Raw genomic sequence first — 13,995 nt, 5'->3', positions numbered from 1 at the left:
ATGATGACCAAGATTCCCGCGCCGCCCTCGACGACGCACCTCGCGCTGCCCTTCTTCGACGAGGCCCATCGCGCGCTCGCACGCGACCTGCTGCCCTGGTGCGCCGCACAGGAGATCGACGAGCGCGACGACCGCGCGGCCTGTCGCGAATGGGTGCGCCGCCTCGGCGACGCCGGCTGGCTGCGCTATGCCGTGCCCGGCAGCGCGGGCGGCGCGCTCGACCGGCTCGACTCGCGTGCACTCGTGCTGCTGCGCGAGACGCTCGGCTACCACTCGCCGCTGGCCGACTTCGCGTTCGCGATGCAGGGGCTGGGCAGCGGCGCGATCACGCTCGCGGGCACGCCCGAGCAGCAGTCGCAGTACCTCGGCGCGGTGGGCAAGGGCGAGAAGATCGCAGCCTTCGCGCTGAGCGAACCCGAGGCGGGCTCCGACGTGGCTGCCATGGCAATGCGCGCCGAAGCTACCGCGGACGGCTGGCGCCTCCACGGCGAGAAGACCTGGATCAGCAACGGCGGCATTGCCGACTTCTATTGCGTGTTCGCGAAGACCGAGCCGACGGCGGGCACGCGCGGCATCACCGCGTTCATCGTCGATGCCACGGCGAAGGGCCTGGACACGTCGGCGCACATCGACGTGATGGCGCCGCATCCGCTCGCCACGCTGCGCTTCGACGATTGCGTCGTGCCGCGCAGTGCGCAGTTGGGTGAACTCAATGGCGGCTTCAAGCTTGCGATGCGCACGCTCGATATCTTTCGCGCCTCGGTGGCGGGCGCTGCGCTCGGCATGGGGCGCCGCGCGCTCGCCGAAGCCGTATCGCATGCCAAGGGCCGGCGCATGTTCGGCCAGACGCTCGCCGACTTCCAGCTCACGCAGGCCAAGCTCGGCGAGATGGCCGCGCTGATCGACGGTGCGGCACTGCTGACCTACCGCGCGGCATGGATGCGCGACGACGCCGAGCAGCGTGGCGCACCGGCCGTGGGCGACGTGTCGGCCGCCGCGGCCATGGCCAAGATGTGCGCCACTGAAAACGCGAGCCGCGTGATAGACATGGCGCTGCAGATGCACGGCGGCCTCGGCGTGAAGGTGGGCACGAAGATCGAAAGCCTCTACCGTGACATCCGCTCGCTGCGCATCTACGAAGGCGCGACGGAGGTCCAGCAACTCATCATCGGCAAGTCCGTGCTGCGGGGGTGATGCCGTGTCTGCCCAAGTCGACCGCTTCGTTCATGACCGCCTGCCGCCTGCCGGGCAGTTGCCGGTCTTTCGCTACGAGCTGCCTGAGCTGCAGCTGCCCGACCAGCTGAACCTGGTCGAAGAACTGCTCGACAAGGCGCCCGCCAAGGGCTTCGGCGACCGGCCCATGCTGCGCTCGCCCGCGGGCGTGCTGACGTATTCGCAGGCGGCCATCGAGGTCAACCGCATCGCGCAGGTGCTCACCGACGACCTGGGTTTGGTGCCCGGCAACCGCGTGCTGCTGCGCGGCGGCAATTCGGTGGCCATGGCGCTCGCGTGGCTGGCGGTGGTCAAGGCCGGCCTGATCGCGGTCGCGACCATGCCGCTGCTGCGCGCCAAGGAACTGGGCGAGATCATCGAGAAGGCGCGGCCCGTGGCTGCGCTGTGCGACGCGCGCCTGCTCGACGAACTGGTGCTCGCTCAGCGCGAGCATCCGGTGCTCGCGTCGGTGATCGCGTTCAACCAGCCCGACGCGCCGGATTCGCTGTCGGCGCGTGCAGCCAAGAAGAGCGGCGTGTTCACGGCCTGCCCCACGGCGGCGGACGACATTGCGCTGCTGGCGTTCACCTCGGGCACCACGGGCAAGCCGAAAGCGCCGGTAACGACGCACCGCGACGTGCTCGCGATGTGCAATACCTGGCCGCGCCATGTGCTGCAAGCGCGCAGCGACGACATCGTGATCGGCTCGCCGCCGCTGGCTTTCACCTTCGGGCTCGGCGGGCTGCTGGTATTCCCGATGTGGGCTGGCGCGTCGGTGTACTTTGCCGATGCGCCGTTCACGCCCGAAGGGCTCGTGAAGCTGATCAACGAGGTCGGCGCGACCATCTGCTACACCGCGCCCACGTTCTATCGCCAGATGGCGCCCTTCGTGCGCCAACACGGCGCGCCGGGCCTGCGCATCTGCGTGAGCGCCGGCGAGGCGCTGCCCGACGCGACACGCCAGCTCTGGAAGGAGGCCACCGGCATAGAGATGCTCGACGGCATCGGCGGCACCGAGGTGTTCCACATCTACATCTCCGCCGCAGGCGACCAGGTGCGCCGCGGCGCCGTCGGCAAGGTGGTGCCCGGCTTCACCGCCAAGGTGGTGGACGACGACGGCAACGAAGTGCCGCGCGGCACCGTCGGCAAGCTTGCGCTGCAGGGGCCGGTGGGCTGCCGCTACCTCGACGACCCGCGGCAGTCCGACTACGTGAAGAACGGCTGGAACTACCCCGGCGACTCGTTCGTGCAGGACGACGACGGCTACTTCTTCTACCAGGCGCGCGCCGACGACATGATCATCACGGCCGGCTACAACGTCGGCGGGCCTGAAGTGGAAGACGCCCTGCTCAAGCACCCGGCCGTGGCCGAGTGCGGCGTGGTCGGCAAGCCCGACGACGACCGCGGCATGATCGTGAAGGCGTTCTGCGTGCTCAAGCCCGGCCACGTGGGCGATGCGGTACTCGTCAAGGCGCTGCAGGACCATGTGAAGGCAACCATCGCGCCATTCAAATACCCGCGGGAGATCGCGTTCGTGGCTGTACTGCCGCGCACCGAAACCGGCAAGCTCCAGCGATTCAAACTGAGACAACTGAACAACACCACACCATGATCCACACACTTCTTCAGCCCGAGGGCTGGTTGCCTCCCAAGGGCTACGCGAACGGCATCGCCGCGCGCGGCACGACGCTGTACGTCGGCGGGCAGATCGGCTGGAACGGCCAGCAGCAGTTCGAGTCGGACGACTTCATCGACCAGTGCGGCCAGGCACTGCGCAACATCGCCGAGGTGCTGCGCGCGGGCGGCGCCGGTCCCGAGCACATGGTGCGCATGACCTGGTACGTGACCGACCGCGACGAGTACAGCCGCCGTCTCGCCGAACTCGGGCCGGTGTACCGCGACGCGATGGGCCGCAACTTCCCGGCAATGACCTGTGTGCAGGTGGCGGCGCTGGTGGAACGGCGGGCCAAGGTCGAGATCGAGGTCACGGCCGTCGTTCCGGACTGAGCCCGGCCCACGCCCGTCGGAAACAACAAAGCCCTCATTGCGAGGGCTTTGTTGTTGGACAAATCGGAGCGCAATTCGGCGCCTTCTGCCCCGCAAAGAAAAAAAGCCCTTTGATTTCTCAAAGGGCTTTTTAAATTGGTTGCGCGAGCAAGATTTGAACTTGCGACCTTTGGGTTATGAGCCCAACGAGCTACCAGGCTGCTCCATCGCGCGGCAAGATGGAATTATACCTTATTCGGCAGCGCTTTGCTCAGCTGCTTCTTCTTTAATTTCAGGACGGTCGACCAGTTCGACGAGCGCCATGGGTGCATTGTCGCCCACGCGGAAACCCATCTTCAGGATGCGGGTGTAGCCGCCCGGGCGCGCTGCGAAACGCGGGCCAAGGTCTCCGAAGAGCTTGACGACGCTGTCGCGGTTGCGCAGGCGGTCGAAGGCCAGGCGCTTGTTGGCGAGCGTGGGCTTCTTGGCGAGCGTGATCATCGGCTCGATGACCCGGCGCAGTTCCTTGGCCTTGGGGACCGTGGTCTTAATGACTTCGTGCTCGATGAGCGAGTTCATCATGTTCTGCAGCATCGCGAGGCGGTGCGAGCTGGTGCGGTTGAGTTTGCGGAGTCCGTGTCCGTGACGCATGGTGCTTTTTCCTAACTTATAAAAACAGGCAGCCGTATCAGGTACTGCCCGGTGCACTGGCCCCTTTGGGAGGGCCTCTAAAAAATCAACGCTTGTCGAGGCCGGCCGGCGGCCAGCTTTCGAGCTTCATGCCCAAGGTCAGGCCGCGCGAGGCGAGCACTTCCTTGATCTCGTTGAGCGACTTGCGACCCAGGTTCGGGGTCTTGAGCAGCTCGTTCTCGGTACGCTGGATCAGGTCGCCGATGTAGTAGATGTTCTCGGCCTTCAGGCAGTTGGCCGAACGCACGGTGAGCTCGAGCTCGTCGACAGGGCGCAGCAGGATCGGATCGAACTGCTGTGCGCTGCGCGGTGCCGGCGCATCGAATGCGGCCAGTTCGCCACCTTCGAGCTGTGCGAACACCGCGAGTTGCTCGACCAGGATTTTAGCCGAGGCGCGCACCGCGTCTTCGGCCGAGATCGCACCGTTGGTCTCGATCTCGACCAGCAGCTTGTCGAGGTCGGTACGCTGTTCGACACGGGCGCTTTCGACCGTGTAGCTCACGCGCTTGACGGGCGAGAACGAAGCATCGAGCACAATTCGGCCAATCGACTTGGTCGGCTCGTCGGCATAGCGGCGCATCGTGCCGGGCACGTAGCCGCGGCCCTTCTCGACCTTGATCTGCATGTCGAGCTTGCCGCCTTGCGACAGGTGCGCGATCACGTGGTCGGGATTGATGATCTCGACATCGTGCGGGGTCTGGATGTCCGAGGCCAGCACCGGGCCTTCGCCGTCCTTGCGCAGGCTCAGCGTGACTTCGTCGCGGTTGTGGAGCTTGAACACCACGCCCTTGAGATTCAGCAGGATGTTGACGACATCTTCCTGGACGCCGTCGATCGACGAGTACTCATGCAGAACGCCTGCGATCGTGACTTCGGTGGCCGAATAACCGACCATCGACGACAGCAGAACGCGGCGCAGCGCGTTGCCGAGCGTATGGCCGTAGCCGCGCTCGAAAGGTTCGAGCGTGACCTTGGCCTTGTTGGCGGCAAGTTGCTCGACCTGAATGGTCTTGGGTTTCAGCAGGGTGGTTTGCATGCAGACTTCCTCTCAATACCCCCGGCTCGTTACACCGGTAAGGCTGGTGAAGCACCCGTCGGGAGAAGGGGCCTCCCGATGGGAACAAAAAATACAAGTGCGGGCCGCGAAGCGGCCCGTTGTCGTGCGTTTAACGCGAATACAGTTCGACGATCAGCGATTCGTTAATGTCTGCTGCGAACTCGTCGCGGTCCGGCACCTTCTTGAAGGTACCTTCGGCCTTGTCGGCGTTCACTTCGACCCAGGCCGGCATGCCGACCTGCTGGGCCAGCTGGAGCGCTTCGGCAATGCGGGTCTGCTTCTTCGACTTGTCGCGAACGGCGATCACGTCGCCGGTCTTCACGAGGTACGACGGGATGTTGACCGACTGGCCGTTCACCGTGATGGCCTTGTGCGACACGAGCTGGCGTGCTTCGGCGCGCGTCGAGCCGAAGCCCATGCGGTAAACCACGTTGTCCAGGCGCGATTCGAGGATGAACAGCAGGTTGGCACCGGTGTTGCCACGGCGACGATCGGCTTCCTCGAAGTAGCGGCGGAACTGCTTCTCGAGCACGCCGTACATGCGCTTGACCTTCTGCTTCTCGCGCAGCTGCAGGCCGTAGTCGGAAGTGCGCTGGCCCGAAGTGCGGCCGTGCTGGCCCGGCTTGGAGTCGAACTTGGCCTTGTCCTGGATCGAGCGACGGGCGCTCTTCAGGAAGAGGTCGGTGCCTTCACGGCGAGAGAGTTTGGCCTTGGGGCCGAGGTAGCGTGCCACGAGTTTTCCTTTGTGTCATCTGCCGCAGTTGCCTGCGGGAGCCATCGGCGCGGGCGCGGATGGCGGTGGGCTTAGTAAAAAAACAAATGCGCAGCCGCTCAAAAGCCGGCTGCGCCTTGCGGACTGACGCTCAGATGCGGCGACGCTTCTGGGGACGGCAGCCGTTGTGCGGAACGGGCGTCACGTCGGCAATGGAATTGATCCGGATGCCGAGCGCAGCCAGTGCGCGCACCGACGATTCGCGACCGGGGCCTGGGCCCTTGATCTCGACGTCGAGGTTCTTGATGCCTTGTTCGACCGCAGCACGGCCGGCCACTTCGGAAGCCACCTGCGCAGCGAACGGGGTCGACTTGCGCGAGCCCTTGAAGCCCTGGCCACCCGACGAAGCCCACGACAGGGCGTTGCCCTGGCGATCGGTGATCGTGATGATGGTGTTGTTGAACGAGGCATGCACGTGGGCGATACCGTCCGCGACGTTCTTGCGAACCTTCTTGCGAACGCGCTGTGCGGCGTTGTTTGCAGGTGCTTTAGCCATGCTGGTCTATCCTTATTTCTTCAGGGACTGCGCAGCCTTGCGCGGACCCTTCCGGGTGCGGGCATTGGTGCGCGTGCGCTGACCGCGCATCGGCAGGCCGCGACGGTGACGGAAGCCGCGATAGCAGCCGATGTCCATCAAGCGTTTGATGTTCATCGTCGTCTCGCGGCGCAGATCGCCTTCGATGGTGAACAAGGCGATCTGATCGCGGATCTTCTCGAGATCGGCGTCGGTCAGGTCCTTGATCTTCTTCGAATATTCGATGCCGCTCGCTTCGCAGATCTGACGGGCGCGGGTGCGACCGATGCCGAAGATGGCCGTCAGGCCGATTTCAGCGTGCTTGTGCGGCGGAATGTTGATGCCAGCAATACGTGCCATGTGCGTCCTCTAATACTCTTTCAATCAACCCTGGCGCTGCTTGTGGCGCGGGTCGGTACAGATCACGCGCACCACACCCTTGCGGCGGATGATCTTGCAATTACGGCAAATGGTTTTGACCGAAGCCGAAACTCTCATTTCATTCTCCTAAAACTCTGTTCAACCCGGCGGGCCCAGTGCCCTGTGCCTTACGAAGTCTTGAAATTGGCCTTCTTCAGCAGCGACTCGTACTGCTGGGACATCATGTAGTTCTGCACCTGAGCCATGAAGTCCATCGTGACGACCACGATGATCAACAGGGAGGTACCGCCGAAGTAGAACGGAACGTTGTACTTCAGGATCAGGAACTCGGGCAGCAGGCAGACGAAGGTGATGTACACCGCACCGGCCAGCGTCAGGCGAACCAGGATCTTGTCGATGTACCGCGCCGTCTGGTCACCCGGGCGAATGCCCGGAATGAACGCACCGCTCTTCTTCAGGTTGTCGGCCGTTTCCTTGCTGTTGAACACGAGTGCCGTGTAGAAGAAGCAGAAGAAAACGATCGCAGCAGCGTACAGCAGCACGTAGATCGGTTCGCCCGGGCGCAGTGCGCTCGCAATGTCCTTGATCCAGCTGAAACCACCCTCGCCGGTGCTGAACCAGCCCACCACCGTGGCCGGCAGCAGGATGATCGACGACGCGAAGATCGGCGGAATCACGCCGGCCATGTTGAGCTTCAGGGGCAGGTGCGACGACTGGCCGCCATACACCTTGTTGCCCACCTGGCGCCGCGCATAGTTCACGAGGATCTTGCGCTGGCCGCGTTCGACGAACACCACGAAGTAGGTCACCAGGGCCACCACCGCGACGATGAGCAGCGCGACGATCACATGCATGGCACCGGTGCGCACCAGTTCCAGCAGTCCGCCGATGGCAGACGGCAGACCAGCTGCAATGCCCGCGAAGATCAGGATCGAGATGCCGTTGCCCAGCCCACGCTCGGTGATCTGCTCGCCGAGCCACATCAGGAACATCGAACCCGCCGTCAGGCTCACCATGGCAGTGATGCGGAAGCCAAAACCGGGCGAGATCACCAGGCCGGCCGACGACTCGAGCGCCACCGCGATACTGAACGACTGGAACACCGCCAGGGCGAGTGCACCGTAGCGCGTGTACTGCGTGATCTTGCGGCGGCCAGCCTCGCCTTCCTTCTTCAATTGCTCGAAGGTAGGAACCACGTAAGTCATCAACTGCATGATGATCGACGCCGAGATGTACGGCATGATCCCCAACGCGAACACGGTGAAGCGCGACAGCGCCCCGCCCGAGAACATGTTGAACAGGCTCAGGATGCCGCCCTGCTGGCCCTGGAACAACGCTGCCAGCTGGTCCGGGTTGATGCCCGGCACAGGAATGTGCGCGCCGATCCGATAGACCACGAGCGCGAGCAGCAAGAAGACGAGCCGGCGACGCAGGTCACCGAACTTGCCTGTCTTTGCGATCGTTGCCGCGTTAGTTGCCACGAAGAACTTCTTTCAGTCCAGTGTGATCAGGCGACGCTGCCGCCGGCTGCTTCGATAGCAGCCTTGGCACCAGCGGTCGCACCCACGCCCGTCAGCTTGACGGCCTTGGTGAGTTCACCGGTCTTAATGATCTTGACGACCTTGGCGAGCTGGCCCACGAGGCCGGCTTGCTTGAGCGCCAGGACGTCGACTTCGGCCAGGCCGAGCTGCTCGAGGGCAGTCAGCGTGACTTCGGCGTTGAACTTCAGCAGGTGCGACTTGAAACCGCGCTTCGGCAGACGGCGCTGCAGCGGCATTTGACCGCCTTCGAAGCCGACCTTGTGGAAACCGCCTGCGCGCGACTTCTGACCCTTGTGACCGCGGCCTGCGGTCTTGCCGATACCGGAGCCGATACCGCGACCGACACGGCGCTTGGCGTGCTTGGCGCCGGCTGCCGGCTTGATGCCATTGAGTTCCATATCAGTCTCTCTTACAGAACTTTGACCAGATAACTGATCTTGTTGATCATGCCGCGCACCGCCGGGGTGTCCTGCAGCTCGCTCACGCTGTTGAGCTTGCGCAGACCGAGGCCGCGCACCGTCGCGCGATGCGATTCCTTGGTGCCAATCGGGCTCTTGACCAATTGCACCTTGAGGGTTTGTTGTTGCGTCGTCATTTGAATGCTTCCTTCAGCCTTGCGAGAGCTTGCGCTCAGGCGAAGATTTCTTCGACGGTCAGGCCGCGCTTGGCAGCCACTGCGGACGCGGTCGTCGAGTTCTTCAACCCGTCGAGCGTGGCACGAACCATGTTGTAGGGGTTCGACGAACCATGGCTCTTGGCCACGATGTCGGTGATGCCCATGACTTCGAACACGGCGCGCATCGGGCCGCCGGCGATGATGCCGGTACCCTTGGGGGCCGGGATCATGACCACCGAGGCAGCGCCCCAATGGCCCGTCACGCGGTGATGCAGCGTGCCGTTCTTGATCGAGATCTTGGCCAGGTTGCGACGGGCTTCTTCCATCGCCTTCTGCACTGCAGCGGGCACTTCCTTGGACTTGCCCTTGCCCATGCCGACGCGGCCATCGCCGTCGCCCACGACGGTGAGTGCTGCGAAACCGAGGATACGACCGCCCTTCACCACCTTGGTGACGCGGTTGATCGCGATCATCTTCTCGCGCAAACCGTCTTCAGGGCCTTCGTTCTGCGTTCTTGCTTGAATCTTTGCCATTTTGAATCTCGTGTCCGTTTAGAACTGCAGGCCGGCTTCGCGGGCAGCGTCGGCCAGCGCCTTGACGCGGCCGTGGTACGCGAAACCAGCGCGATCGAAGGCGACCTTCTCGACGCCGGCAGCCTTCGCCTTTTCAGCGATGCGCTTGCCGATCGCCGTTGCAGCGGCGGCATTGCCGCCCTTGCCCGAACCGCCGATTGCAGCGCGCACTTCGGCTTCGGCCGTCGATGCGGTGGCAATCACCTTGGTGCCGTCGTCGGAAATGACGGTGGCATAGATGTGCAGGTTGGTACGGTTCACCGTCAGACGGGCCACACCTTGCGTCGCGATGCGGATGCGGGTCTGGCGCGAGCGGCGAAGGCGCTGTGCTTTTTTGGTCAACATCATTTTGCTGCCCCTTACTTCTTCTTGGTCTCTTTGATCACGATCTTCTCGTCCGAATAACGGATACCCTTGCCCTTGTAGGGCTCAGGCGGACGAACAGCACGGATCTCAGCGGCGATTTGACCAACGCGCTGACGGTCAGCACCCTTGATCACGATTTCGGTCGGGGTCGCAGTGGCCACCGTGATGCCTTGCGGCATGTCGATGTTGACCGGGTGCGAATAGCCGACTTGCAGGTTCAACTTGTTGTTGGACGCTGCAGCCTTGAAGCCGACGCCGACCAGGTTGAGCTTCTTCTCGAAGCCCTTGGTCACGCCAACCACCATGTTGTTCACCAGCTGGCGAATCGTGCCGCTCATCGCGTTGGCTTCACGCGATTCGTCGGCCGGCTCGAAGCTCAGCTTGCCGTCATTGCTGACGACCTTGACCAGGGCATTGCGCGCCAGGTTGAGCGTGCCGCCCGTACCCTTGACGCTGATCTGGTCTTCCTTGATCGACACATCCACGCCTGCGGGGATGGTGACCGGCATTTTTCCTACTCGGGACATTTCAGTGACTCCTCGATGTCTCGGTTAGGCGACGTAGCACAGCACTTCGCCACCGACACCGGTAGCGCGCGCCTTGCGGTCGGTCATCACACCCTGGGGGGTCGTGACGATCGCGACGCCCAGGCCGTTCTGGACTTGCGGAATGGAAGCACTGGCCTTGTAGACGCGCAGGCCGGGACGGCTCACGCGCTCGATGCGCTCGATGACCGGACGGCCAGCGTAGTACTTCAGGGTGATGACAAGCTCGGTCTTGCCGTCTTCGGTCTTGACCTGGAAACCGTCGATGTAGCCTTCGTCCTTCAGGACCTGCGAGATCGCGATCTTCACCTTCGAAGACGGGACCGACACAGTGGGCTTCGCCACCATCTGCGCGTTGCGGATACGCGTCAGCAGGTCGGCAATGGGATCACTCATGCTCATGTTGTTTGCTCCTGCCTGGCTTACCAGCTGGCCTTGGTGACACCGGGGATGTCGCCGTTGAAAGCCAGTTCGCGGATCTTGGCGCGGGCCAGACCGAATTGACGGAAGGTGCCACGCGGGCGACCGGTGATTTCGCAGCGGTTGCGCTGACGCGTGGGATTCGCGTTGCGCGGGAGCTTTTGCAGGCCCAGGCGGGCAGCAGCGCGCTCTTCGTCGCTCTTCTTCACGTCGTTGGAAATTGCCTTCAGTTCCGCGTGCTTCGCAGCGTACTTGGCGACCAGCTTGTCGCGCTTGAGTTCGCGTTGGATCAGGGATTGTTTAGCCACGGTGCGCCTCAGTTCTTGAACGGAAAACGGAAACCAGCGAGAAGCGCCTTGGCTTCTTCGTCAGTCTTGGCCGTCGTCGTGATGCTGATGTTGAGACCGCGCAGGGCATCGACCTTGTCGTATTCGATCTCAGGGAAAATGATCTGTTCCTTGACGCCGATGTTGTAGTTGCCACGGCCATCAAAGGCACGACCCGAGATACCACGGAAGTCGCGAACACGCGGCAGCGCGATGGTCACGAAACGATCCAGGAACTCGTACATCTGCACGCCACGCAGCGTGACCATGCAGCCGATCGGCTGGTTCTCGCGAATCTTGAAACCGGCGATGGCCTTCTTCGACTTGGTGACCACGGGCTTCTGGCCGGCGATCTTGGTCAGGTCGGCAACGGCGTTGTCGAGGACCTTCTTGTCGGCGACAGCTTCACCGACACCCATGTTCAGGGTGATCTTGGTGAGGCGAGGGACCTGCATCGGCGACTTGTAGCCGAACTTCTCGGTCAGGTCTTTCGCGACTTTCTCGCGATAGTGTTGTTGGAGACGTGCCATGTGAGTACCTCTTAGGCGAACTTGATTTCGTCGCCGCTCGACTTGAAGACGCGAACAGCCACGCGCTTGCCGTCGGCACCCTGGGTGACCTTGATGCCCACGCGGTCGGCCTTGCCGGTCGCGGCATTGAAGATCGCCACATTGGATTGATGGATGGGCATGGTCTTCTCGACGATGCCGCCGGTTGTACCCTTGAGGGGGTTCGGCTTGGCGTGCTTCTTGACGATGTTCACGCCTTCGACGATCACGTGCGAATCGTCCTTGCGCAGCGTGACGGTGCCACGCTTGCCCTTGTCGCGCCCGGCCAACACGATGACCTGGTCGCCTTTGCGAATCTTGTTCATGGCGTTGTGTCCTTAGAGAACTTCGGGTGCCAGCGACACGATCTTCATGAACTTCTCGGTGCGCAGTTCGCGCGTCACCGGTCCGAAGATGCGGGTGCCGATCGGCTCCAGCTTGGCATTGAGCAGCACGGCGGCATTGCCGTCGAACTTGACGAGCGAACCGTCGGCGCGACGGATGCCCTTGGCGGTGCGGACCACCACTGCACTGTAGATCTCGCCCTTCTTGACGCGACCACGCGGAGCGGCTTCCTTGATGCTGACCTTGATGACGTCGCCCACGCTGGCATAACGCCGCTTGGAGCCACCGAGCACCTTGATACACAGGACGGATTTCGCGCCCGTGTTGTCGGCCACTTCGAGCCGGGATTCAGTTTGGATCATTGCTAGTAGTTCCCAACTTGTACCGTTGCACATCCAAAAGGGATGCACTTCGGTCAGTCTTGGGCCCGTCGTCCACACCTCGAACCACTCGAGGCATTTCCGCTTTGGGCTGAAAGCTTCGCCTTTTTGAAGCGAAGCCCACGATTGTTGCACGCACAACGAGGCATGTCAACTGCCTTCTGTGCGGACTTTTCTTTTGCCCCCCGTTTGATGCGTCTTTGCGCATTCCACGGGCTCGAAAGGCAAGAAGACCCGAGATTTTAAGGCGAAAGGAAGAAGCGTGCACTTGCAGACATATTCGCCGCCCGTCGGTCCGCTGGCAAACAGATGCAGAAGCGGCCGGTGCGACGACAATTTCCATCCGCCGAAGACAACCCGCCTTGCGGCACATTCGCCACTTCAGATCGACCATGACCATCGCCGCCCCCTTCCTCTCGCGCCTCGAACCAGCATCCCTTCCCCCGATCGCCTTCATCGGCGGCGGCAACATGGCCAGCGCCATCATCGGCGGCCTAGTGCAGCAAGGCATGTCGCCCGGCGCATTCGAGGTGGTCGAGCCCTTCGAAGCCGCGCGCACGAAGCTCGCGCAGTCGTTCGGCATCGCGGCCCAGGCCGAGGCCGGCGAAGCCCTGGCGCGCTGCGCCGTGGTGGTCTGGGCCGTGAAGCCGCAGGCTTTCGCCGATGCCGCGGGGCCGGTGCGGCCCTTCGCCGGGAACGCGCTGCACCTGAGCGTGGCGGCCGGCATTCCGTCGGGGAGCATCGCGCGCTGGCTCGGCACCGAGCGCGTGGTGCGCGCCATGCCCAACACCCCGGCGCTGGTCGGCCAGGGGATGACCGGCCTCTACGCGCGCGCGGGCGTCAGTGCGGACGACCGCGCACTGGTCGACCAGCTGCTGGCGCCCACGGGCGAGCTGCTCTGGGTCGACGCCGAACCGGCGCTCGATGCGGTCACCGCCATGTCGGGGTCGGGGCCGGCCTACGTCTTCTATTTCATCGAGGCGATGACCGAGGCCGGCGTCGAAATGGGCCTCTCGCCCGAGCAAGCGCAGCGCCTGGCCATCGGCACGTTCACTGGCGCCTCGGCGCTGGCGCACAGCGCAACCGAACCGCCCTCGGTGCTGCGGGAGCGCGTGACGTCCAAGGGCGGCACGACCTACGCGGCCCTCACGTCGCTGGAGGGCGCCGACGTCAAGTCGCAATTCAAGACCGCGATCCGGGCCGCGCAGCAGCGGGCCATCGAGCTCGGCGAGGAGTTCGGGCGCAGCTGAGCCCGGTCACGCCGGCAGCGCGCCCGGCCCGAGAAAGAACAGCCACTCGGCCGCGAGCGTGACGGTGCCATCCTCGAGCTCGAGCAGCACCTCTTCCTTCAGCAGGAATCCGTCGTCGCCCTTGGGCGTCGCGCCGAGAATGCGCACCCGCGCCCGAAAGCGCGCGCCGACCGGCATCGGCCGGACGAAGCGCAGGCGGTCGAAACCGTAGTTCAGCGCATGGTTCGCGTCGAAGGGCAGCAGCGTGCGCATGGCTTCGGCGGTCAGCCGGATCAGGTGCGAGACCTGGAAGAAGCCCGGCACGATCGTGCCGCCGTAGCCGGCCTCGCGCGCCGCGCGCTCGGGATCGAGGTGGATCCACTCGCCTTCGCCGTCGCCCGACAGCGCCGCGTACCGGTCGACCATGTCCTGGCTGATGGCATGCCATTCGGAACTCCCTTCCCGGCCGACCTTCTGAAGGAGACGCTCAAGCAT

Annotated in this window: 22 protein-coding genes and 1 tRNA gene; 4 read left to right on the top strand and 19 right to left on the bottom strand. The window is 63.7% G+C overall.

Going from position 1 to position 13,995, the window contains the following annotated elements; all coding sequences use genetic code 11:
• From AC3A6J_RS16160 to AC3A6J_RS16150, 3 genes are read left to right on the top strand one after another with little or no spacing between them, the layout of a single operon-like run.
• Nucleotides 1-1,194 carry an acyl-CoA dehydrogenase family protein gene (locus tag AC3A6J_RS16160; protein ID WP_487860973.1) on the top strand — a complete coding sequence of 398 codons (1,194 nt, stop codon included), beginning with the start codon at nt 1-3 and terminating at the stop codon, nt 1,192-1,194.
• Nucleotides 1,195-1,198: 4 nt separating this feature from the next.
• On the top strand, nt 1,199-2,824 hold the full coding sequence (locus AC3A6J_RS16155; RefSeq protein ID WP_487860972.1) for an AMP-binding protein: 1,626 nt from the start codon (nt 1,199-1,201) through the stop codon (nt 2,822-2,824).
• Nucleotides 2,821-3,219 (top strand): RidA family protein, encoded by a 399-nt coding sequence (locus AC3A6J_RS16150; RefSeq protein WP_487860971.1) that lies wholly within the window; start codon nt 2,821-2,823, stop codon nt 3,217-3,219. Before AC3A6J_RS16155 ends, AC3A6J_RS16150 begins: the two co-directional genes overlap by 4 nt.
• 136 nt (nt 3,220-3,355) lie before the next feature.
• On the opposite strand, the gene AC3A6J_RS16145 is transcribed toward AC3A6J_RS16150, so the two are convergent.
• From AC3A6J_RS16145 to rplN, 18 genes are all read right to left on the bottom strand, one after another.
• Nucleotides 3,356-3,432: transfer RNA gene (locus AC3A6J_RS16145), tRNA-Met, on the bottom strand.
• Nucleotides 3,433-3,450: 18 nt separating this feature from the next.
• Nucleotides 3,451-3,849, bottom strand: coding sequence for a 50S ribosomal protein L17 (gene rplQ, locus AC3A6J_RS16140; protein WP_487860970.1), 399 nt, complete (start codon nt 3,847-3,849; stop codon nt 3,451-3,453).
• An 85-nt stretch (nt 3,850-3,934) separates the two neighbouring features.
• On the bottom strand, nt 3,935-4,924 hold the full coding sequence (locus AC3A6J_RS16135; RefSeq protein ID WP_056576973.1) for a DNA-directed RNA polymerase subunit alpha: 990 nt from the start codon (nt 4,922-4,924) through the stop codon (nt 3,935-3,937).
• Nucleotides 4,925-5,054: 130 nt separating this feature from the next.
• The gene (gene rpsD / locus AC3A6J_RS16130; protein ID WP_487860969.1) at nt 5,055-5,678 is read right to left on the bottom strand and encodes a 30S ribosomal protein S4; all 624 of its coding nucleotides are present in this window, start codon (nt 5,676-5,678) and stop codon (nt 5,055-5,057) included.
• Nucleotides 5,679-5,808: 130 nt separating this feature from the next.
• On the bottom strand, nt 5,809-6,213 hold the full coding sequence (gene rpsK, locus AC3A6J_RS16125) for a 30S ribosomal protein S11 (RefSeq protein ID WP_009124825.1): 405 nt from the start codon (nt 6,211-6,213) through the stop codon (nt 5,809-5,811).
• Between the two features lie 12 nt (nt 6,214-6,225).
• On the bottom strand, nt 6,226-6,591 hold the full coding sequence (gene rpsM, locus AC3A6J_RS16120; protein ID WP_013544105.1) for a 30S ribosomal protein S13: 366 nt from the start codon (nt 6,589-6,591) through the stop codon (nt 6,226-6,228).
• A 24-nt stretch (nt 6,592-6,615) separates the two neighbouring features.
• Nucleotides 6,616-6,729: a 50S ribosomal protein L36 gene (rpmJ, locus tag AC3A6J_RS16115; protein WP_038201958.1), complete on the bottom strand. Its 114-nt coding sequence runs from the start codon at nt 6,727-6,729 to the stop codon at nt 6,616-6,618.
• 50 nt (nt 6,730-6,779) lie between these two features.
• Nucleotides 6,780-8,093: a preprotein translocase subunit SecY gene (secY, locus tag AC3A6J_RS16110; RefSeq protein ID WP_487860968.1), complete on the bottom strand. Its 1,314-nt coding sequence runs from the start codon at nt 8,091-8,093 to the stop codon at nt 6,780-6,782.
• A 26-nt stretch (nt 8,094-8,119) separates the two neighbouring features.
• Complete coding sequence (gene rplO / locus AC3A6J_RS16105; RefSeq protein ID WP_487860967.1) at nt 8,120-8,551, bottom strand: 50S ribosomal protein L15; 432 nt, start codon at nt 8,549-8,551, stop codon at nt 8,120-8,122.
• An 11-nt stretch (nt 8,552-8,562) separates the two neighbouring features.
• The gene (gene rpmD / locus AC3A6J_RS16100; RefSeq protein WP_009124818.1) at nt 8,563-8,748 is read right to left on the bottom strand and encodes a 50S ribosomal protein L30; all 186 of its coding nucleotides are present in this window, start codon (nt 8,746-8,748) and stop codon (nt 8,563-8,565) included.
• Nucleotides 8,749-8,783: 35 nt separating this feature from the next.
• Nucleotides 8,784-9,302 carry a 30S ribosomal protein S5 gene (rpsE, locus tag AC3A6J_RS16095; RefSeq protein WP_319428114.1) on the bottom strand — a complete coding sequence of 173 codons (519 nt, stop codon included), beginning with the start codon at nt 9,300-9,302 and terminating at the stop codon, nt 8,784-8,786.
• 18 nt (nt 9,303-9,320) lie between these two features.
• Nucleotides 9,321-9,686 carry a 50S ribosomal protein L18 gene (gene rplR, locus AC3A6J_RS16090; protein ID WP_487861094.1) on the bottom strand — a complete coding sequence of 122 codons (366 nt, stop codon included), beginning with the start codon at nt 9,684-9,686 and terminating at the stop codon, nt 9,321-9,323.
• 14 nt (nt 9,687-9,700) lie between these two features.
• Nucleotides 9,701-10,234 (bottom strand): 50S ribosomal protein L6, encoded by a 534-nt coding sequence (gene rplF, locus AC3A6J_RS16085; RefSeq protein ID WP_487860966.1) that lies wholly within the window; start codon nt 10,232-10,234, stop codon nt 9,701-9,703.
• A gap of 24 nt (nt 10,235-10,258) precedes the next feature.
• Nucleotides 10,259-10,654 (bottom strand): 30S ribosomal protein S8, encoded by a 396-nt coding sequence (gene rpsH, locus AC3A6J_RS16080; RefSeq protein ID WP_487860965.1) that lies wholly within the window; start codon nt 10,652-10,654, stop codon nt 10,259-10,261.
• A gap of 20 nt (nt 10,655-10,674) precedes the next feature.
• Complete coding sequence (gene rpsN / locus AC3A6J_RS16075) at nt 10,675-10,980, bottom strand: 30S ribosomal protein S14 (protein WP_021012929.1); 306 nt, start codon at nt 10,978-10,980, stop codon at nt 10,675-10,677.
• Nucleotides 10,981-10,988: 8 nt separating this feature from the next.
• A complete protein-coding gene (gene rplE, locus AC3A6J_RS16070) occupies nt 10,989-11,528 on the bottom strand; it encodes a 50S ribosomal protein L5 (protein ID WP_487860964.1) in 540 nt (179 codons plus the stop codon).
• An 11-nt stretch (nt 11,529-11,539) separates the two neighbouring features.
• Complete coding sequence (gene rplX / locus AC3A6J_RS16065; RefSeq protein ID WP_487860963.1) at nt 11,540-11,872, bottom strand: 50S ribosomal protein L24; 333 nt, start codon at nt 11,870-11,872, stop codon at nt 11,540-11,542.
• Between the two features lie 12 nt (nt 11,873-11,884).
• Complete coding sequence (gene rplN / locus AC3A6J_RS16060; RefSeq protein ID WP_009124801.1) at nt 11,885-12,253, bottom strand: 50S ribosomal protein L14; 369 nt, start codon at nt 12,251-12,253, stop codon at nt 11,885-11,887.
• A 410-nt stretch (nt 12,254-12,663) separates the two neighbouring features.
• Here rplN and proC point away from each other — a divergent pair, with 410 nt between their 5' ends.
• Nucleotides 12,664-13,521, top strand: a complete 858-nt coding sequence (gene proC / locus AC3A6J_RS16055) for a pyrroline-5-carboxylate reductase (protein WP_487860962.1) — start codon at nt 12,664-12,666, stop codon at nt 13,519-13,521.
• Nucleotides 13,522-13,527: 6 nt separating this feature from the next.
• On the opposite strand, the gene AC3A6J_RS16050 is transcribed toward proC, so the two are convergent.
• A complete protein-coding gene (locus AC3A6J_RS16050) occupies nt 13,528-13,995 on the bottom strand; it encodes a MaoC/PaaZ C-terminal domain-containing protein (protein ID WP_487860961.1) in 468 nt (155 codons plus the stop codon).

This window comes from Variovorax sp. Soil_C_39 (assembly GCF_057656815.1).
Note: the sequence above shows the minus strand (reverse complement) of the source record. Positions and strands in the feature narration are given on the sequence as shown.